Source organism: Pseudomonas petroselini (genome assembly GCF_045037875.1).
Lineage (GTDB): Bacteria > Pseudomonadota > Gammaproteobacteria > Pseudomonadales > Pseudomonadaceae > Aquipseudomonas > Aquipseudomonas petroselini.
Genome location: NZ_CP173614.1, coordinates 6586810 through 6605715, shown reverse-complemented (window position 1 = coordinate 6605715; position 18906 = coordinate 6586810). Strand labels below are relative to the sequence as shown.

Annotated in this window: 18 protein-coding genes; 10 read left to right on the top strand and 8 right to left on the bottom strand. The window is 60.3% G+C overall.

From position 1 onward, the window contains the following. Positions 1-22: 22 nt before the first annotated feature. The 4 genes from ACI512_RS30580 to dksA form a co-directional block, all read right to left on the bottom strand. Positions 23-2977 carry a sensor histidine kinase gene (locus ACI512_RS30580; protein WP_015885903.1) on the bottom strand — a complete coding sequence of 985 codons (2955 nt, stop codon included), beginning with the start codon at positions 2975-2977 and terminating at the stop codon, positions 23-25. Further along, positions 2961-3137: a hypothetical protein gene (locus tag ACI512_RS30575; RefSeq protein WP_003176118.1), complete on the bottom strand. Its 177-nt coding sequence runs from the start codon at positions 3135-3137 to the stop codon at positions 2961-2963. Before ACI512_RS30575 ends, ACI512_RS30580 begins: the two co-directional genes overlap by 17 nt. Before the next feature lie 62 nt (positions 3138-3199). Then, positions 3200-4087 carry a tRNA glutamyl-Q(34) synthetase GluQRS gene (gene gluQRS / locus ACI512_RS30570; protein WP_015885902.1) on the bottom strand — a complete coding sequence of 296 codons (888 nt, stop codon included), beginning with the start codon at positions 4085-4087 and terminating at the stop codon, positions 3200-3202. 84 nt (positions 4088-4171) lie between these two features. Continuing rightward, complete coding sequence (gene dksA, locus ACI512_RS30565; RefSeq protein ID WP_026083092.1) at positions 4172-4612, bottom strand: RNA polymerase-binding protein DksA; 441 nt, start codon at positions 4610-4612, stop codon at positions 4172-4174. A gap of 319 nt (positions 4613-4931) precedes the next feature. Between dksA and ACI512_RS30560 the strand changes: the two genes are divergently transcribed. Both ACI512_RS30560 and sfsA read left to right on the top strand, forming a co-directional pair. After that, positions 4932-6104 carry a pyridoxal phosphate-dependent aminotransferase gene (locus ACI512_RS30560; RefSeq protein WP_015885900.1) on the top strand — a complete coding sequence of 391 codons (1173 nt, stop codon included), beginning with the start codon at positions 4932-4934 and terminating at the stop codon, positions 6102-6104. After that, positions 6104-6814, top strand: a complete 711-nt coding sequence (gene sfsA / locus ACI512_RS30555; RefSeq protein WP_236378421.1) for a DNA/RNA nuclease SfsA — start codon at positions 6104-6106, stop codon at positions 6812-6814. Before ACI512_RS30560 ends, sfsA begins: the two co-directional genes overlap by 1 nt. Here sfsA and ACI512_RS30550 read toward each other — a convergent pair. Continuing rightward, positions 6811-7128, bottom strand: a complete 318-nt coding sequence (locus ACI512_RS30550) for a Rieske 2Fe-2S domain-containing protein (RefSeq protein WP_046034296.1) — start codon at positions 7126-7128, stop codon at positions 6811-6813. The two genes, sfsA and ACI512_RS30550, sit on opposite strands and share 4 nt — an antisense overlap. 156 nt (positions 7129-7284) lie before the next feature. Here ACI512_RS30550 and ACI512_RS30545 point away from each other — a divergent pair, with 156 nt between their 5' ends. The 3 genes from ACI512_RS30545 to ACI512_RS30535 are packed head-to-tail and all read left to right on the top strand — an operon-like array spanning position 7285 to position 9964. Continuing rightward, positions 7285-8163: a hemin ABC transporter substrate-binding protein gene (locus tag ACI512_RS30545; RefSeq protein ID WP_064052107.1), complete on the top strand. Its 879-nt coding sequence runs from the start codon at positions 7285-7287 to the stop codon at positions 8161-8163. Then, complete coding sequence (locus ACI512_RS30540) at positions 8160-9197, top strand: iron ABC transporter permease (RefSeq protein ID WP_064052108.1); 1038 nt, start codon at positions 8160-8162, stop codon at positions 9195-9197. The genes ACI512_RS30545 and ACI512_RS30540 overlap by 4 nt, the downstream gene beginning before the upstream one ends. Before the next feature lie 2 nt (positions 9198-9199). Continuing rightward, positions 9200-9964: a heme ABC transporter ATP-binding protein gene (locus tag ACI512_RS30535; protein WP_405121924.1), complete on the top strand. Its 765-nt coding sequence runs from the start codon at positions 9200-9202 to the stop codon at positions 9962-9964. Between the two features lie 267 nt (positions 9965-10231). On the opposite strand, the gene ACI512_RS30530 is transcribed toward ACI512_RS30535, so the two are convergent. From ACI512_RS30530 to ACI512_RS30520, 3 genes are all read right to left on the bottom strand, one after another. Further along, positions 10232-10504 (bottom strand): TfoX/Sxy family protein, encoded by a 273-nt coding sequence (locus ACI512_RS30530; protein WP_010562703.1) that lies wholly within the window; start codon positions 10502-10504, stop codon positions 10232-10234. Between the two features lie 189 nt (positions 10505-10693). After that, entirely contained in the window at positions 10694-11038 is a 345-nt protein-coding gene (locus ACI512_RS30525) for a pentapeptide repeat-containing protein (protein WP_064052110.1), read from the bottom strand. A 93-nt stretch (positions 11039-11131) separates the two neighbouring features. Beyond that, positions 11132-12688, bottom strand: a complete 1557-nt coding sequence (locus ACI512_RS30520) for an AAA family ATPase (protein WP_236378417.1) — start codon at positions 12686-12688, stop codon at positions 11132-11134. A gap of 118 nt (positions 12689-12806) precedes the next feature. Here ACI512_RS30520 and mrcB point away from each other — a divergent pair, with 118 nt between their 5' ends. The 5 genes from mrcB to ilvN all read left to right on the top strand — a co-directional run bounded on the left by mrcB (position 12807) and on the right by ilvN (position 18862). Then, on the top strand, positions 12807-15131 hold the full coding sequence (mrcB, locus tag ACI512_RS30515; RefSeq protein ID WP_015885892.1) for a penicillin-binding protein 1B: 2325 nt from the start codon (positions 12807-12809) through the stop codon (positions 15129-15131). 16 nt (positions 15132-15147) lie between these two features. Next, positions 15148-15882, top strand: a complete 735-nt coding sequence (locus ACI512_RS30510) for a M48 family metallopeptidase (protein ID WP_015885891.1) — start codon at positions 15148-15150, stop codon at positions 15880-15882. Beyond that, positions 15882-16211 (top strand): YqcC family protein, encoded by a 330-nt coding sequence (locus tag ACI512_RS30505; protein ID WP_231808066.1) that lies wholly within the window; start codon positions 15882-15884, stop codon positions 16209-16211. The genes ACI512_RS30510 and ACI512_RS30505 overlap by 1 nt, the downstream gene beginning before the upstream one ends. Before the next feature lie 432 nt (positions 16212-16643). Further along, positions 16644-18368, top strand: coding sequence for an acetolactate synthase 3 large subunit (locus tag ACI512_RS30500; protein ID WP_015885889.1), 1725 nt, complete (start codon positions 16644-16646; stop codon positions 18366-18368). A 2-nt stretch (positions 18369-18370) separates the two neighbouring features. Beyond that, on the top strand, positions 18371-18862 hold the full coding sequence (gene ilvN, locus ACI512_RS30495; RefSeq protein ID WP_003176102.1) for an acetolactate synthase small subunit: 492 nt from the start codon (positions 18371-18373) through the stop codon (positions 18860-18862). Positions 18863-18906 lie beyond the last annotated feature (44 nt).

Sequence of the window (18906 nt, the reverse complement as noted above, 5' to 3'; positions counted from 1 at the left end):
TGATTCAATTCTCTCGACGGTCTCAGTTCACAGCGGACGTCGCTTCGACATGACGCGGCAAGGTCACCCGAATACGGGTGCCGCGTTGGCTTTCGGTGTCAGCCGGGCTGTCGATGGTGATTTGTCCATAATGCTCTTCAACGATGGAATAGACCAGTGCAAGGCCCAGACCGGTACCTTCACCTGGGTCCTTGGTGGTGAAGAAGGGTTCGAACAATCGGTCCATGATGTTCTGTGGAATACCGCTACCTTCATCTTCGACGATCAGATCGACCGTATGTTCGAAAACCTCGGTCTTGACGCGTACCGCGCCACCGGCAGGTGTTGCATCGCGGGCGTTGGAGAGCAGGTTGATCAGCACTTGGGCCAGGCGTTGTGAGTCGCCGTCCACCCAGTGGTCGGGGTCGCACAAGTTGAAGAACTGTACTTCGAAATTGCGCCGGTTCAAGGCCAGCAGCCCAATGGCATCCTGCGCCACTTCTGCCAGGCACACCGCTTCATCTTGGTTCTGATGCCCGCCCGCGTGCGCAAAGCTCATCAGCGACTGCACGATGCGTGACACGCGCTTGGTCTGTTCGAGGATTTGCCCGCTGATCTCGATGATCTCGCCATCTTCCTCGCGCTCTTCGCGCAGGTTCTGCGCCAGGCACGCGATACCGGTGATCGGGTTGCCGATTTCATGGGCCACGCCCGCCGCCAGTCGGCCAATGCTGGCCAGACGCTCGGAATGCACCAGCTTGTCTTCGAGCATCTGGGTTTCGGTGAGGTCTTCCACCAGTAGCACCAGGCCGCTGTTACCGGGCGCCAGGGGCTCGTCGATCGCGGCTTTGTGCAGGTTGAGCCAACGGGTTTGGCCGTCGAGGGCCAGATGCTGCTTGTGCAAGTGCTCGTCGGGCAGATTGATGAACCCTTGCAGCAATTCTTTCCACGGATCGCCCAAGGTATTGAGGCGGGAACCGACCACGCGCTGCGCTGCGATACCGGTGAGTTCTTCCATGGCCTTGTTCCACATCAGGATCTCTTGATCCTTGGCCAGCGAGCACACGCCCATCGGCAATTCTTGCAGGGTCTGGCGGTGGTAGCGGCGCAGGGCATCGAGTTCGGCGGCGAGGCCCGTGAGGCGTGAGTGGTAATCCTCGAGCCGGCTCTCGATGAAATGGATGTCTTCGGTCACGTAGTTTTCGCCGCCGGCCTTGTAGGGCAGGAAAGTTTCCACCATGTCCTGGGACACACTGGGTCCCATCAAACCGGACAGGTTGGCTTCGATACGGTCGCGCAGACGCCGCAGCGCGTAAGGGCGCCGCTCGTCGAACGGCAAGTAGAGATCGCGCAGCGCTTGTTCGACTTCCTTTTGTGCGGCTTTGGCACCCAAAGGCTTGGCCAGTTGCGTGGCGAACTCCTGGGGTGAGGCGGCATGCAATTCACGGCGTTGCGGGCGGCGCACGTTGTCCACCGCGCAGGCTTCGGCGGCGCTGGTTTCTTCGGGGCTGGCATTGGTGAACAGCGAGATCAGCGTGAACATCAAGACGTTGGCGGCCAGGGACGCAATCGCCGCCATGTGCCAGCTGGTGTCATCCAGCACGTAGATCATGTTCAGCAATGGGATGTAGAAGCCCTGCAGATTACCGACCAGCGGCAGCAGCATGGTCACGATCCACACCAGGATCCCCGCCAGCAAGCCGGCGATAAAGCCACGGCGATTGGCGGTCGGCCAGTACAGCACCGACAGCACGCCCGGCAGGAACTGCAAGGTGGCGACAAACGCGACGATACCCAGGTTGGCGAGGTCTTGCCCGGCGCCCAGCAACAGGTAGAACCCGTAGCCGGCCATGATGATCGCGACGATCAGCGCGCGCCGCGTCCATTTCAGCCAGCGGTAGATGTTGCCCTCGGCCGGCGGCTGGTACAGCGGTAGCACCAGATGGTTGAGCGCCATGCCCGAGAGCGCCAGGGTCGTGACGATGATCAGCCCGCTGGCGGCTGACAAACCACCGACGTACGCCAGCAAAGCCAACGCCGGGCTGTTGGCGGCAATGCCGATGCCGAGGGTGAAGTATTCCGGGTTAGTGGTGGCGCCCAGTTTCAGGCCAGCCCACAGGATCAGCGGCACCGCCAGGCTCATCAACAGCAGGAACAGCGGCAAACCCCAGCTGGCGCTGACCAGCGAGCGCGGGTTGAGGTTCTCGGTAAAGGTCATGTGATACATGTGTGGCATCACGATCGCCGAGGCGAAGAACACCAGCAGCAGCGTGCGCCATGGGCCCTCTTGCAGCGGCGTGTGCAGGGCGGCGAGGGCGGTCTGGTTTTGCAGCAACCAAAGCTCAAGCTGCTGCGGGCCGTCGAACACGCCGTAAAGTGCATAAAGGCCGACACCGCCGATGGCGATCAGCTTGATCACGGACTCGAAGGCAATTGCAAACACCAGGCCTTCGTGTTTCTCGCGGGTGGCGATATGGCGTGAACCGAAGAAAATCGTGAACAGCGTAATCAACGCGCAGAAGGCCAGGGCAACGCGGTGCTGCACCGGCTCACGGGTCAGGATGCTGATGGAGTCAGCCACTGCCTGGATTTGCAGGGCCAGCAACGGCAACACGCCGATCAGCATGAAAATGGTGGTCAGCGCGCCGGCCCAGGTGCTGCGAAAGCGGAAGGCAAACAGGTCGGCCAGGGATGACAGCTGATAGGTACGGGTGATTTTCAGGATCGGGTACAGCAACACCGGTGCCAGCAGGAACGCGCCGGACACCCCGAGGTAACTGGAAAGAAAGCCATAGCCGTATTGATAGGCCAGGCCCACCGTGCCATAGAACGCCCAGGCACTGGCGTACACGCCCAGGGACAAGGTGTAGGTCAGCGGATGGCGAATGATCGCCCGCGGAATCATTCCGCGCTCACTGATCCAGGCCACCCCGAACAGCGCGGCCAGGTAGGCGGCACTGATCAGCAGCATCTGGGTGAGGCTAAAGCTCATCGGCATCTTTTTGGCTCTGCAGGATGAAAGTCACGACGATCAGGATCAGCCACAGCAGATAGGGGCGATACCAGGCGCCCGTGGCGTCGATCCACCAATCCATGATGGCGGGAGAAAACAGGTAGATCCCGACGACCAGCAGCAGGACCAATCGATAGATGTACATGTTGGCCTCTGATTGAAAAACTGCGGCGATGGTAACGGATGCCTGGCAAGCTGCAAGCGCCTTCAGCTCAATTGCGCTTCGGCCAGCGTGAGTGTGCGAGGTATCCGGCCGGCATCCCAGTGCTGGATGCCCCAGTCCAGCAGTTCCCGTGGGCTGGCGTGCAGCAACTCGTCGCCGGGTTGCTGGCCGAGGGCACGCAGGGCTCTCAATAGCAAAGGCGTGGCCTGGTCGGGTGTCAACGGCGGGGAACGGTAGGATTTGCCCAGCTTGTTGCCGTCCGGTTGGATGATCAGCGGCACATGCAGGTAGCGCGGTTGGCGCAGGCCGAGCAGTTCCTGCAGGTAGAGCTGGCGTGGCGTGGAGTCGAGCAGGTCGGCGCCGCGCACGATATCGGTGACGCCTTGCCAGGCATCGTCGAGGACCACGGCCAGTTGATAGGCATACAGGCCGTCGCGGCGACGGATGACAAAATCGCCTACATCGCGGCCCAGGTGCTGTCGGAATTCGCCCTGGACGCGGTCGGTAAAGTGGTATTCCAGCTCCGGAACGCGTAACCGTATGGCGGCATCCTGCTGATCGTGTCCTGCATTGCGGCACAGCCCAGGGTAGATACCGTTGTAGGGTTCCAGCTGTTTACGTGAACAGGTGCACGCGTAGGCCAGGCCATGGTTGAACATATCGTTCAGCACTTTGGCGTAGGCATCATGCCGCTCGCTTTGTCGGACGAGTTCACCGTCCCATTCGAAACCGTAGCCTTCCAAGGCGTGGAGGATCGCTGCCTGGGCGCCCGGCTCTTCACGCGGTGGGTCAAGGTCCTCCATGCGCATCAGCCAGCGGCCTTGGTTGGCGCGGGCGTCGAGGTAGGAGGCGAGGGCGGCGACCAGGGAGCCAAAATGCAAATGGCCGCTGGGCGTGGGGGCGAAACGCCCGATATAGGTAGAGGCTGTCATGGGCCGGATACTACTGGAAATTCGGTAAACGCCAGAAACAAAAATGGGGCGTTTGCACGCCCCATTCGTTCAGTTCGGCAGGGATTACTTGCCGACCTGTTTTTCCTTGATTTCAGCCAAGGTCTTGCAGTCTACGCACAGGTCCGCGGTTGGGCGGGCTTCCAGGCGACGAATACCAATCTCGACGCCGCAGGATTCGCACCAGCCGTATTCTTCGTCTTCGATCAGTTGCAGCGTCTTGTCGATCTTCTTGATCAGCTTGCGTTCGCGATCACGGGCGCGCAGTTCAAGGGCGAACTCTTCTTCCTGGCTGGCACGGTCGGCCGGGTCCGGGAAGTTGGCGGCTTCGTCCTTCATGTGGTCAACGGTGCGGTCGACCTCTTGCATCAAGTCCTGCTTCCACTTTTGCAGGATCTTGGTGAAGTGCTGGCGCATGGGCTTGCCCATGTACTCCTCACCCTTCGCTTCGACGTAAGGTGTGAAGCCACTGAGGCTCTGCTGCTGTTGCTTTGCTTGGGTGGACATGAATAGACCGCCTCTCACTCTTCTAATCCATTGCGCAGGATTGCAACGTCACCGACACCTGCCGGCCCTGCGGCTGCAAGCGGGCGAACTTACCAGATAGATTCGGGGTGCGCCACTCCCGGTTGTCGAGGCCCATGGCAAATCGCTTGCAAACTGCGACAGCCCGCCATTGCTGGGTATGCATTGCCTCGAATGTTGATTTTAGTCGTTTTGCAGGCGCTTGCTCGGCCGGCACATGCCTCCGGGCAGGCAATAGAACATGTTTTCCCGCGAGGGTTCGGTAGAATCCAGATTTTGTCCCTACCGTTAAGGAAGGCTAATGGCTCAGCCCTACAGTGCGCGCAGTCGCGCCATCGAACCTTTTCATGTCATGGCATTGCTGGCGCGGGCCAATGAGCTGCAAGCCGCCGGCCATGACGTGATCCACCTGGAAATCGGTGAGCCGGATTTCACCACTGCCGAGCCCATCATCCAGGCCGGCCAGGCAGCATTGGCCAACGGCAAGACCCGCTACACCGCGGCCCGTGGTCTGCCGGAATTGCGCGAGGCCATCAGCGGGTTCTATCAGCAGCGCTACGGGCTGAACGTCGACCCCGAGCGTATCCTGATCACCCCCGGCGGTTCCGGCGCTTTGCTGCTGGCCAGCAGCCTGTTGGTGGATCCGGGCAAGCATTGGCTGCTCGCAGACCCCGGTTACCCGTGCAATCGTCACTTCCTGCGGTTGGTGGAGGGCGCGGCTCAACTGGTGCCGGTCGGCCCCGAAGTGCGCTACCAGTTGACCGCCGACCTGGTGGCCAAGCACTGGAATCAAGACAGTGTCGGCGCGCTCGTGGCGTCCCCGGCCAACCCGACCGGGACTATCCTGACGCGTGACGAATTGGCCGGGCTTTCCGCCGCCATCAAGGCGCGCAACGGCCACTTGGTGGTGGACGAGATTTACCATGGCCTCACCTACGGCACGGACGCGGCCAGCGTTCTGGAAGTCGACGACGAAGCATTTGTCCTGAATAGTTTTTCCAAGTATTTCGGCATGACCGGCTGGCGCCTGGGTTGGCTGGTGGCGCCCCCGGCCGCAGTGGGGGAGTTGGAGAAACTGGCGCAAAACCTTTACATCAGTGCGCCAAGCATGGCCCAGCACGCGGCGCTAGCGTGTTTCACCCCGCAAACCCTGAGCATTCTTGAAGAACGCCGCGCTGAATTCGGCCGTCGTCGTGACTTCCTGCTGCCTGCCTTGCGCGAGTTGGGGTTTGGCATCGCCGTCGAGCCGGAAGGGGCGTTCTATTTGTATGCCGATATCAGCGCGTTTGGCGGTGATGCCTTCGCATTCTGTCGTCACTTCCTCGAAACCGAGCATGTGGCCTTTACCCCTGGCCTGGATTTTGGCCGCTTTAAAGCCGGTCATCATGTGCGCTTTGCCTACACGCAAAACCTCGATCGCCTGCAGGAGGCGGTGGAGCGAATCGCCCGTGGCTTGCGGAGCTGGCAAGGCTGATGCGCTTTAATCCTCCCCTCGAAGAAGCGCGGCTGATTCGTCGCTACAAGCGTTTTCTCACCGATATCGAAACCGTTACCGGCGAGTTGCTCACCATTCACTGCCCCAACACCGGCTCGATGCTCAATTGCATGGTGGAAGGTGGGCAGGTCTGGTTCAGTCGCTCCAATGACCCCAAGCGCAAGTTGCCTGGCACCTGGGAAATCGCCGAGACGCCCCAGGGGCGTTTGGCCTGCGTGAACACCGCGCGTGCTAATCAGTTGGTCGAGGAGGCGTTGCTGGCGGGGGTCATCACCGAACTCAACGGCTTTACTGCGTTGAAGCGCGAGGTGCCTTACGGGCAGGAGAAAAGCCGCATCGATTTTCGTCTGGACTATCCCGATGGCGCGGCCTACGTCGAAGTCAAAAGTGTGACCCTGGGCTTTGATGGCTCTGCGGTTGCCGCGTTCCCTGATGCGGTGACCCAGCGCGGCGCCAAGCATTTGCGCGAGCTGGCCCATCTGGCGCGGCAGGGTGTGCGTGCAGTGCAGTTGTACTGCGTCAATCTCTCGGGCATTGATGCCGTGCGCCCGGCGGTGGAAATCGACGCCGCCTACGCCGCCGCCCTGCGTGAAGCCAAGTCGGTGGGGGTGGAAGTGCTTGCGTATGGCGTGCGGATGACTTCCGAAGAAATCTGTGTGGATCGGCGGCTGGACGTGCTGCTCGACTAAAGCGCCACCCACAGGCCCTGGTCATCTTCGCGGCCGGGCAGGGCGGTAAGGCTTTGCCCGGCGCAAGGGCCGGCGATGCACTCGCCGCTCTCGATCAGGAACAGGGCGCCGTGAGTGGCGCACTGGATCAAACTGGCGCTGGCGTCGAGAAACTGGTCGGGTTGCCATTCCAGCGAAATGCCGCGATGGGGGCAACGGTTGATGTAGAAGTAGGCTACACCGTCCCGACGCACCGCCAACACCTTGCAGCCGTCGATATCAAAACCGAGGCTGCAGTTAGGCGCGAGGGTTTCGGAGGGGCAGAGAAACTTCATTTCAATCCTTAAGTGCCTTGACGTTCAAATGCAAACAATTATCAAATGCCGGCTTCGCCCGTTAGCTGAGCGGGCGCTCAATGCGATGCCAGGCGGGCGTTATCTGCCTCATCGATGAGTGCTTGAGCGGCCCCGCCTTTGCAAGGAAACCCTGTTATGCGCCTGAGTACCAGCGCTATTGCGCTTGTTGTCGGATTGCTGGTCAACCACGGGGCTCAAGCCTCCGAACTGCCACAACGCTGGGTGAGTGCCGGTGGGGCGCTGTCGGAATGGGTGACGGCCCTGGGCGGTGAGTCGAAATTGGTGGGTGTGGATACCACCAGTCAGCATCCGGAGTCTCTCAAGGCGTTGCCGAGCATTGGCTATCAGCGGCAGTTGTCGGCGGAAGGCATTCTGAGTTTGCGCCCGCAGGTGCTGGTCGGTACTGAAGAAATGGGGCCGCCGCCCGTGCTGGCGCAGATTCGCAACGCGGGTGTGCAGGTGGAAATGTTCTCGGCGCAGCCGGACCTGCCCACGCTGAAAGGTAACCTTCAGCACTTGGGCGCGTTGCTGGGCAATGAGGCCAAGGCCAACGAATTGTTTACCGGATATGAGCAGGCGTTGGATCAGCAAAAGCGCTGGGTGACCAAGGCCCAATCGACCCAAAAGGCGCCAGGCGTGTTGCTGTTGCTCGGTCATGCAGGCGGCAAGCCGCTGATCGCGGGCAAAGACACGGCGGCTGACTGGATGTTGCAGCAGGCTGGCGGGCGCAACCTGGCGACCCATACTGGCTACAAGCCGTTTTCGGTGGAGTCGTTGGCAGGGTTGAGACCGGATGTGCTGGTGTTTGCTGATCGTGCCCTGACCGGTGAGGCGGCGCGTGCCGCACTGTTCAAGGAGAACCCGATCCTGGCTTCCACGCCGGCGGCCAAAAGCGGGCGAGTGTTTGAGGTCGATCCCACCTTGCTGGTCGGTGGGCTTGGGCCGCGGCTGCCACAAAGCCTCGCGGACCTGTCCGCCGGGTTTTATCCGTCCCTGACCAAGCCAGCCCCATGACCATTCTGGTTAAACCGAAGACGCTGTTTGTGGGGTTGGCGCTGCTGTGTGTATTCGCTATTTGGCTCTCGCTGGCGCTGGGGCCAGTCAGCCTGCCCTTGCTGGATACGCTCAAGGCTGCGTTGCGGTGGGTGGGCGTGCCGATCGAGGCCCAAGGGCTGGAGCAGGCTGAGCTGATCCTGGGGCAGATCCGTTTGCCGCGCACGCTGCTGGGGTTGGCGGTCGGCGGCGTGTTGGCCTTGTCGGGCGTGGCGATGCAGGGGCTGTTTCGCAACCCCTTGGCTGATCCGGGGTTGATCGGGGTTTCCAGCGGTGCCGCGCTGGGGGCGGCGGTGGCGATTGTAGGGGGTTCGTTTTTCGGCGGTTTGCCGGATGCATTCGGGCCCTATCTGTTGTCGCTATGCGCATTCCTTGGCGGCTTGGGTGTCACTGCACTGGTCTATCGACTAGGGCGGCGCAACGGCCAGACCCATGTCGCGACCATGTTGCTGGCCGGCATCGCCCTTACCGCCCTCGCCAGCTCGGCGGTAGGACTATTTACCTACCTGGCCGACGACGCCACCTTGCGCACCCTGACGTTCTGGAACCTGGGCAGCCTCAACGGCGCCAGCTATTCGCGGTTATGGCCCCTGTTGCTGGTAAGCGCGGGTGTCGCGCTGTGGTTGCCGCGTCGGGCCAAAGCGCTGAACGCGCTGCTACTCGGTGAATCAGAGGCCAATCACTTAGGTATCGATGTAGAAAGGCTTAAGCGCGAGTTGGTCTTCTGCACGGCGTTAGGCGTGGGAGCCGCCGTGGCCGCTGCGGGCATGATTGGTTTTGTGGGGCTGGTGGTGCCACATCTGGTGCGTTTGCTGGCGGGGCCGGATCATCGTGTGCTGCTACCGGCTTCGGTCCTGGCGGGGGCGAGCCTGCTGCTGTTTGCCGATCTGGTCGCGCGCTTGGCCTTGGCACCGGCTGAATTGCCGATCGGTATTGTGACCGCATTTATCGGCGCGCCATTTTTTCTTTATCTGTTGTTGCGGGGGCGTGCCTGATGTTGCGTGGGGAAGACCTGCAGATCCGTCGCGGTCGCACAACTGTATTGGCAGGCGTCACCCTCGATCTGTTGCCGGGCGAGGTGCTCGGGGTCCTGGGCCCCAATGGTGCGGGCAAGAGTACGTTGCTCGGCGGATTGTGCGGCGAGTTGCCTCCTGACCACGGCAACGTGTGGTTGGACCAACGCCCGTTGAGCGCGTGGAGTGGCGCGCAACGGGCGCAACGCCTGGCGGTATTGCCGCAAAGTTCGACGCTGGACTTCGCTTTCCGTGTTGAAGAGGTTGTCGGCATGGGGCGCTTGCCACACCAGACCGGGCGCGTGCGTGATGACGCGATTATCGAGGCAGCCCTACAGGCGGCAGATGTCGGCCACCTGAGCGGTCGCAGCTACCTGGCGCTGTCCGGCGGAGAGCGTCAACGGGTGCATTTGGCGCGGGTGCTGGCGCAGTTATGGCCGGGCGAGGCTGGGCAGACGTTGCTGCTGGATGAGCCGACGTCAATGCTGGACCCCTTGCACCAGCACACGACCTTGCAGGCCATTCGCACTTTTGCCGATCGAGGGGCAGCGGTGTTGGTGATCCTTCACGACTTGAACCTGGCGGCGCGTTATTGTGATCGGATTCTGCTGCTGGAGGCAGGGCGCCCGCATGTCTTGGGTGCGCCGGCGCAGGTGATGCAGCCGGCGCCGTTGAAAGCTGTGTATGGTTTGGATGTGCTTGTGCAGCCTCATCCGGAGCGTGGGCATCCGTTGATCATTGCCCGCTGAACTGCAGTGTGGGCGGCTTTGTGCCGATAGCGTTTTACGGGCAAAAAAAGACCCGGCAAGAGCCGGGTCAAATAACCGTGATTAGCCTGATGAGGAGATAATCTGAGAGTCCGAACCAATGGTCTTTCAGTTATCGGCTGATCTCGCGACCAGTTGTGATAATCATAACGATTCTCATTTGAGAGTCAACATTTGTTTTCAATGGCTCTTCAGGTTTTCTCAAACGTCCGTTCGGAATGCCTGTAAACGTTGGCTTTGCCAGTCGATCTAATTTTTTTGGCGGGCCGAAATAGCGTCCAATTGCCGGTTCAACGCTTCCTTGCGCTCGGCAGGAATGTCATTCCAATGCACATCCATCAAGGCCCCTTCGATTGCATACAGCAGCACTTTCGATGCGCGAAACCCGCGCGTCCGTACGGCCCGGTAGGCATCGACCGCACCCAGGCGACGCAAGTCGGACGCACTGTGGATGCCCACCGCATGCAGCCACTGTGCTGACGTCTTGCCAAGGTTTTTCAGGTGTTGCAGCTCATCGTTCATCAAGCCTCCTTGCGACGGCCGAATGGTTCGGTGGGTATCGTGACCAGGCAAGCCTGAAAGGAGTGTAGCGCTCAGTAGGAAAAGCGTAGTTCTTTAGTCGGAAACGGCCTAAAGACCGAGAGGAGTGGTGTGGTCCGGCAGGCGGGAAGCCCGGCACGCCTGTGCGATACCGGGCTGAAGCAGCGAGTATTAGCGGGTACGGTAACGCAGGCGGGTGCCAAAGTTGACTGACATGAGGATTTCATCGGCGGTCAGCTCCGCAGGGAAATAGGTCCCGGATATCTGCGCGTGGGCTAGGCTGGCGCCTTCCAGCGAGCAATCGCGCAGGTCGAGGCCGCGCAAATCGGCAGAGCGGAAGTAGGCATCGGTAAAGTCCACGCCGGTGGCGTTCAACTCACGCAAGTCCAGGCCGCGAAAGTCCCCGCCGCGCATGTCGATGACGCCGTCTTTTGGACGTTGCTGGTTGAAGCCCCGGATATCATCTTTATGCAGGAGCGAGTAAAGCGGAGTATCAAGAAGCTTGGGCTGACTCATGACAGGCAACTCCTGTTGGATTTATGGTGCCATTATAGTGCCACTACTGCTGGGTCGTGCGCCCAAGTAGACGACACGACCAAGAATTTTTTCTTACAGGCCTGGCAGGCGCTGGCGAATATGCGCCACCAACGCATCGAGCGTACCGCTTTCATTGGTCTCGACGCGTTTGCTGAGGAGCAGCTCCTCGGCGGTCAGCGAGTCGCGATTGGCTTGCTGCTCTTCGATAACGGCCAGTGTCGCGTCGGAAGGATCATTTTTGTCTGCCTGACGTTGTGCCAACCAGCTGGCGATTACGGCTTGCGGCGCGTTGCAATCCAGGATCAGGAACGGCGCACCGGTGGCTTCGGCGACTTTGGCCGCTGCATCGCGTTGTTCGCGTTTCAGGAAGGTGGCATCCAACACCACTGGGTAACCGGCACGCAGTACGGTGTCGGCGATTTCATTCAACCGGGTGTAGGTCGCCACGCTGGCGTCGGCCGCATAGATACCGGCCTGCGGCGTGTTTTCGACGTGTTGCTCACCGAACAGACGCTTGCGTTCCACGTCCGAGCGCAGGCGCACAGCACCCAGCGCTTCCACCAGGCGCATGGCCACGTGGCTTTTGCCCACGGCCGAAACACCGTGGGTAATTGCCAGGAAGCGCGACGGAATGGTGCTGTAGCTTTCCGCCAGATTCGCGTAGTTGCGGTATTGGCGCAGGGTCGTGGCGCGTTGCACTGGGCTGGCCTCGCTCGGCATGCTGAACAGCGCAATCTTGGCGCGCACCAAGGCGCGATAGGCTTTATAGAAGTTCAGCACCTCCAGGCCTTGATAGTCGCCGGTCAACTCCAGGTATTGGCTGATAAAGCGGCGCGCCAGGGATTTGAGGCCACGGTCTTCAAGGTCCATGGCCAGGAAACCGGTATCGGCGTACACATCGGTGAAACGGAAAGGCTCGTTGAATTCGATGCAGTCGAAGATCACTACGTGGCCATCGATCAACGTCGCGTTACCCAGGTGAATATCGCCGTGGCATTCGCGGGTGAAACCTTCCTGTTTGCGCTGGGAGAACAGCGGCTTGAGGCGCTCGAAGCTGCTTTCGGCCCAGGCTTGCAAAGCGTCCAGTTGCGCCAGGTCGGCCTTGTCACTGAGGAACGGGCGAATCTGGTCGAAGTTCTGGCGAACCGGTGCCATCACCTCGTCCGGGGTGCCGGCCGGGTGGTCCTGCGGTACTTTCGGTGCGGTGAGGTGGAAGTGCGCGATTTGCTTGGCCATCTCATCGATGTGCGCGCTGGTCAATTCGCCGTTGGCTTGCAAGGTGCTGAGCAGTTGGCTTTGCGGGAACTGACGCATTTTCAGCGCATATTCGATGACCGGGCCATCGCCACCCAACTGCGGGGCCTCGGCCGTGCCGGTGATCGGCAACACTTCAAGATACAAATCTTCGGTCAAACGCTGGTTGAGGCGCAGCTCTTCATTGCAGAAGTGGCCGCGCTTTTCCAGATCGGTGAAGTCCAGGAAGCCGAAGTTCATCGGTTTCTTCAATTTATAGGCATAGGGCCCGGTCAGCACGACCCAGGAAATATGGGTCTCGATGACTTGGAACGCTTCAACCGGATGGGGGTATAAGGCCGGGTTTTGCAGGGCGGCGATCAGGGTCTGGCTCACGGGCGATCCTTCAGAGTCTGGCGGAAAACATGGCGGGCATTATGGCTGCTGCGGCCGGTCGTGCAAACCGCTGTCCGGCTCATGTTGATCATCAATAAAGTGCGTATAATCCGCCGCCATGACTCGAACCCGATCTCCCCGTTCCCGTAAAAAACCTCCTTCCCGCGGCCTGCGCCCTTGGCTGGGCTGGGCGCTCAAGCTCGGCCTCGTGGGCCTCGTAGTGCTCGCCGGCTTTGCGGTGTACCTCGACGCTGTGGTCCAGGAGAAGTTCTCCGGCAAGCGTTGGACCATTCCCGCCAAGGTGTATGCACGCCCGCTGGAGTTGTTTACCGGCCAGAAGCTGAGCAAGGATGACTTCCTGACCGAACTCGACGCCCTGGGCTATCGCCGCGAACCCGTGAGCAACGGGCCGGGCGCGGCGGCTGTCAGTGGTAACACCGTCGACTTGAATACCCGTGGCTTCCAGTTCTATGAAGGCCTGGAAAAAGCCCAGCCTGTGCGCGTGCGCTTTTCCGGCGATTACGTCGCTGAGTTGTCGTCCCTCAATGGCTCGAAGCTGCCGGTGGTTCGCCTCGAACCGCTGATGATCGGCGGCATTTACCCTAAAAACCTCGAAGATCGCATCCTGATCAAGCTTGACCAGGTACCGCCGTACCTGTTGGAAACCCTGGTTGCTGTTGAAGACCGCGATTTCTACCACCACTGGGGCGTTTCGCCGAAGTCGATCGCCCGCGCGGTCTGGGTGAACACCTCCGGCGGCAAGATGACTCAGGGCGGCAGTACGCTGACGCAACAATTGGTCAAGAACTTCTACCTGACCAACGAGCGCAGCCTCACCCGTAAGCTCACTGAAGCCATGATGGCGATGCTGCTGGAGCTGCACTACAGCAAGCAGGAAATCCTTGAGGCGTACCTCAACGAGGTATTCGTCGGCCAGGATGGCCAGCGCGCCGTGCATGGTTTCGGCCTGGCCAGCCAGTTCTTCTTTGGCCAGCCGCTGTCCGAACTGAAGCTGCACCAGGTGGCGTTGCTGGTGGGCATGGTCAAGGGGCCTTCCTACTACAACCCGCGCCGCAATCCTGAGCGTGCGCTGGAGCGACGCAACCTCGTGCTTGATGTACTTGAGCAACAAGGTGTTGCCACGGCTGAACAGGTCGCTGCCGCGAAGAAAATGCCGTTGGGTGTCACTACCCGCGGCAAGCTGGCGGACAGCTCCTTCCCGGGCTTTATCGATCTGGTCAAGCGCCAACTGCGTGAAGACTACCGCGACGAAGACTTGACCGAAGAAGGCCTGAGAATCTTCACCAGTTTCGACCCGATCCTGCAGATGAAGGCCGAAGCGTCCGTCAATGACACGTTCAAGCGTCTGACAGGCCGTAAAGGTTCCGATGAAGTCGAAGCGGCCATGGTCGTGACCAATCCGGAAACCGGTGAAGTGCAAGCCATGATTGGCAGCCGTCAGGCCAGCTTTGCCGGGTTCAACCGCGCGCTGGATGCGGTGCGGCCAATCGGTTCCCTGGTCAAGCCTGCGGTTTACCTGACCGCGTTGGAAAAGCCGAGCAAATACACCCTGACCAGTTGGCTCTCAGATGACCCGCTATCGGTCAAAGGTGCCGATGGCCAAGTGTGGACGCCCCAGAACTTCGACCGTCGTTCCCACGGCACGATATTCCTGTATCAGGGCATTGCGCATTCCTACAATATTTCCACGTCGCGGCTGGGCCTTGAGGTCGGCGTGCCGAATGTCCTCAAGACCATCGCGCGGCTGGGTGTCACCCGTGAGTTCCCGGCCTTCCCGTCGATCCTGCTGGGTGCTGGCGCCATGACCCCGATGGAAGTCGCGACGATGTACCAGACCCTCGCCAACGGTGGTTTCAATACCCCCATGCGCGGGATCCGCAGCGTGCTGACCGCCGAGGGTGAGCCGCTCAAGCGCTACCCGTTCCAGATTCAGCAACGGTTTGATGCGGGCTCCATTTATCTGATCCAGAACGCCATGCAACGCGTGATGCGTGAAGGTACCGGGCGTTCGGTCTATAGCGTGCTGCCGGCGAACCTGACATTGGCAGGCAAGACCGGTACCAGTAACGATTCGCGTGACAGCTGGTTCGCAGGTTTCGGCCAGGACGTGCTGGCGGTGGTGTGGCTGGGGCGCGACGATAACGGCAAGACGCCGTTTACCGGTGCCACCGGTGCACTGCAGGTCTGGACCAGTTTCATGCGCAAAGCTGATCCGCTGCCGTTGAACATGCCGCAGCCGGATAACATCGTGCAGGCTTGGATCGATCCGCACACAGGGCAGGGCTCCGATGCCAACTGTCCGGGCGCGGTGCAGATGCCGTATATTCGCGGCAGCGAACCGCCTCCCGGCGCCGCATGCGGTGGCAGTGCCCCCGCTGACGCGGAGTCGGTGATGGATTGGGTCAAGGGCTGGATGAATTAAGCAAAGAGGGTTTCAAGTGAACAAGTGGTGGATTCCAGCTATTACAGCTCTGGCTTTGCTCAACGGTTGCGCCAGCGTGCAGCGCGGCTCCATTCCCGTGGTGGATTCGAGCACTGCCGTCTCCAATAACGACCGGATTTCGGCCAATGGCGGCTTCCGCCAGACCGTGACCAATCGTCCAGCGCAAGCTGCGACCCAGGCGATGCCACAGGATTCCGGTGTAGTGGTCATGGTGCCAGGCGCTGGCGCTGCCACGTCTGCGCCGATCAGTGCCGAGCCGTGGACGCCAGGGCCAAGCACCTCGGGTCCGATCGACTCCACGCCGATTCAAACTGCGCCGATCAATCAGGGCACCTACACCATGCCGTCGACGCCAAGTGGCATTCCATCGTCTTCCAGCGGCGGCGGCCTGTCGGCTGACGAGCAACTGGATGGCCCGGTGCTTGCGCTGCTGACCACGGCCCAGCAACAGCAGGCGGGTGGTGATTTGAATGGTGCGTCGTCGAGCCTCGAACGTGCCCAGCGCGTTGCTCCGCGTGAGCCGCAAGTGTTGTATCGCCTGGCCCAGGTTCGCATGGCCCAGGGTGATGCTCCGCAGGCCGAGCAGTTCGCCCGTCGTGGCCTGAGCCTAGCCAACGGTCGTCCCGACTTGCAAGCCAGCCTGTGGGCCTTGATTGGTGACGCGCGCGCCGCGCAAGGCGATGCCGCCGGTGCCGCGCAGGCTCGGCAAAAAGCCAAGGTCAGCCTCTGATGGATGCACGCTTCCCCGCCATTGCCGAACAGTTATTGCTGATTGAGCGCGAGTTGCGCGTGCAGGGCTGGTGGGACGAGGTGTCCCCCAGCGTCGAGGCGCTCAGCAGCATTGAACCTTTTTCGGTGGATACGCTGGATTTTCACCAGTGGCTGCAGTGGGTATTCCTGGTGCGCATGAAGCAGATCCTCGAACAGGACCTGCCGCTGCCCAATGCGTCGGGCATCCTGGAAATGGCCGAGATGGTCTACGCCGACCGCCCGCTGGAAAGCCTTGGCTTACGTAATGCGCTGAAAAAGTTCGACCAACTGATCGTCGACGCTCGTTAATTGCCTGACTGCCGGTTTTTCCGGCAGTCTTGCGCACATTTCTACCGCTTGACGACATTCAGGCGAGTTTTATCCCTCCTCAAAGCCCTTTCTTCTACGTTCTCATGCGCTTAGTTGGAAAAAAGCGCAATTATTGCTTGACTTGAACGTCCTGAAACAGAAGAATCCAAAGTCCGCTGTATCGGGACTGCCAGAAGCAGGCCCGCTCAGCAGATCATGAGGCGCACATCCGCGCCGACCTGTTACACCCGCAACGCGTTACCTCGCGCTGGGTGGGAAAAGCCCGCAACACTTGGGACGATCCCAATACTTGCTCAGTCAGTGCTGACGTAGTCGGCGACCACCGTCGCTCATGCTCTGTTGAGAAGTAAACCTATTAAGACCCGTCGGTTTTTTAACGGACGGTATTCTGGCGTTTTAGAGGTGAACAACGTGGAGCTTTTATCTGGCGGTGAGATGCTCGTCCGCTTTTTGCGTGACGAAGGCGTCGACTATATCTACGGGTACCCAGGTGGTGCTCTGCTGCATGTCTACGACGCACTGTTCAAGGAACCGGCTGTTACCCACATCCTGGTTCGCCACGAGCAGGCCGCGACCCATATGGCTGACGGTTACGCCCGTGCCACCGGTAAAGCCGGTGTGGTACTGGTAACGTCCGGCCCTGGCGCAACCAATGCCATTACCGGCATCGCGACGGCGTATATGGACTCCATCCCGATGGTGATCATTTCCGGTCAGGTGGCTAGCACCATGGTCGGTACCGATGCATTCCAGGAAACCGACATGATCGGTATCTCCCGGCCGATCGTGAAACACAGCTTCATGATCAAGCATGCGTCGGAAATCCCGGAAGTCATGAAAAAGGCCTTCTACCTCGCACAGTCCGGTCGTCCAGGTCCTGTGGTGGTCGACATCCCGAAAGACATGACCAACCCGGCCGAAAAATTCGAATACATCTTCCCGAAGAAGGCCAAGCTGCGCTCCTACAGCCCGGCCGTCCGTGGGCACTCGGGGCAAATCCGCAAGGCCGCAGAAATGCTCCTGGCGGCCAAGCGTCCAGTGCTGTACTCGGGTGGTGGCGTGATTCTGGGCGGCGGTTCTGCGCCTTTGACTGAGTTGGCCAAACTGCTCAACCTGCCGGTGACCAATACGTTGATGGGCCTCGGCGCCTTCCCAGGTACCGACCGTCAGTTTGTCGGCATGCTCGGCATGCACGGCAGCTACACCGCTAACCTGGCGATGCACCACGCCGACGTGATCCTGGCAGTGGGCGCGCGTTTCGATGACCGCGTGATCAACGGCGCGAGCAAATTCTGCCCGAATGCCAAGATCATCCATATCGACATCGACCCGGCGTCCATCTCCAAGACCATCAAGGCCGATGTGCCGATCGTGGGTCCTGTTGAAAGCGTATTGACCGAAATGGTTGCTGCGCTCAAGGACATCGGCGAGACGCCGAACAAGGAATCCGTTGCCAGTTGGTGGAAGCAGATCGACGAATGGCGCGGTGATCGCGGCCTGTTCCCTTACGACAAGGGCGACGGCAGCATCATCAAGCCACAAACCGTGATCGAGACCCTGTGCGAAGTGACCAAGGGCGACGCCTTTGTGACCTCCGACGTGGGCCAGCACCAGATGTTCGCCGCGCAGTACTACAAGTTCGACAAGCCTAACCGCTGGATCAACTCCGGTGGCCTGGGCACGATGGGCTTTGGTTTCCCTGCGGCCATGGGCGTAAAACTGAGCTTCCCGGACACTGACGTTGCGTGCGTCACCGGCGAGGGCAGCATCCAGATGAACATCCAGGAACTGTCGACGTGCCTGCAGTACGGCCTTCCGGTGAAGATCGTGTGCTTGAACAACGGCGTGCTGGGCATGGTTCGTCAATGGCAGGACATGAGCTACAACAGCCGTCACTCCCATTCCTACATGGAGTCGCTGCCGGATTTCGTAAAATTGGTTGAAGCCTATGGCCATGTCGGCATTCGCATCACCGATTTGAAAGATCTGAAGCCGAAGATGGAAGAGGCGTTCGCCATGAAGGACCGCTTGGTGTTCATCGATATTCAGGTGGATACCAGCGAGCACGTCTACCCGATGCAGATCAAAGACGGCTCTATGCGCGACATGTGGCTGAACAAGACGGAGCGTACTTAATCATGCGGCACATTATCTCCCTGCTTCTGGAGAACGAACCCGGCGCTCTGTCTCGTGTTGTCGGCCTGTTTTCGCAACGCAACTACAACATCGAAAGCCTGACCGTGGCCCCGACCGAAGACCCGACCCTGTCGCGCCTGACGTTGACCACCGTGGGCCACGATGAGGTGATCGAGCAGATCACCAAGAACCTCAACAAGCTGATCGAAGTGGTCAAGCTGGTCGACCTGTCGGAAAGTGCCCACATCGAGCGTGAGCTGATGCTGGTTAAGGTCAAAGCCACGGGTGCCCAACGTGCCGAGATCAAACGGACTACCGACATTTATCGCGGGCAGATCGTTGATGTGAGCGCCAGCGTTTATACCGTTCAACTGACCGGTACAAGCGACAAGCTGGACAGCTTCATCCAGTCGATCGGGACGGCCTCGATTCTGGAAACAGTACGCAGTGGTGTCACCGGGATTGCCCGTGGCGACAAAGTACTCAGCATTTAACCCAAATTAGTGAATGGCCTTACGGCCTGGATATATAGAGGAAC

Bases quoted from the DNA above. Each gene is read 5' to 3' on its own strand.
- ACI512_RS30580 (WP_015885903.1), bottom strand. From the start codon at position 2,977: ATGCCGATGAGCTTTAGCCTCACCCAGATGCTGCTGATCAGTGCCGCC.
- ACI512_RS30575 (WP_003176118.1), bottom strand. From the start codon at position 3,137: ATGTACATCTATCGATTGGTCCTGCTGCTGGTCGTCGGGATCTACCTG.
- gluQRS (WP_015885902.1), bottom strand. From the start codon at position 4,087: ATGACAGCCTCTACCTATATCGGGCGTTTCGCCCCCACGCCCAGCGGC.
- dksA (WP_026083092.1), bottom strand. From the start codon at position 4,612: ATGTCCACCCAAGCAAAGCAACAGCAGCAGAGCCTCAGTGGCTTCACA.
- ACI512_RS30560 (WP_015885900.1), top strand. From the start codon at position 4,932: ATGGCTCAGCCCTACAGTGCGCGCAGTCGCGCCATCGAACCTTTTCAT.
- sfsA (WP_236378421.1), top strand. From the start codon at position 6,104: ATGCGCTTTAATCCTCCCCTCGAAGAAGCGCGGCTGATTCGTCGCTAC.
- ACI512_RS30550 (WP_046034296.1), bottom strand. From the start codon at position 7,128: ATGAAGTTTCTCTGCCCCTCCGAAACCCTCGCGCCTAACTGCAGCCTC.
- ACI512_RS30545 (WP_064052107.1), top strand. From the start codon at position 7,285: ATGCGCCTGAGTACCAGCGCTATTGCGCTTGTTGTCGGATTGCTGGTC.
- ACI512_RS30540 (WP_064052108.1), top strand. From the start codon at position 8,160: ATGACCATTCTGGTTAAACCGAAGACGCTGTTTGTGGGGTTGGCGCTG.
- ACI512_RS30530 (WP_010562703.1), bottom strand. From the start codon at position 10,504: ATGAACGATGAGCTGCAACACCTGAAAAACCTTGGCAAGACGTCAGCA.
- ACI512_RS30525 (WP_064052110.1), bottom strand. From the start codon at position 11,038: ATGAGTCAGCCCAAGCTTCTTGATACTCCGCTTTACTCGCTCCTGCAT.
- mrcB (WP_015885892.1), top strand. From the start codon at position 12,807: ATGACTCGAACCCGATCTCCCCGTTCCCGTAAAAAACCTCCTTCCCGC.
- ACI512_RS30505 (WP_231808066.1), top strand. From the start codon at position 15,882: ATGGATGCACGCTTCCCCGCCATTGCCGAACAGTTATTGCTGATTGAG.
- ilvN (WP_003176102.1), top strand. From the start codon at position 18,371: ATGCGGCACATTATCTCCCTGCTTCTGGAGAACGAACCCGGCGCTCTG.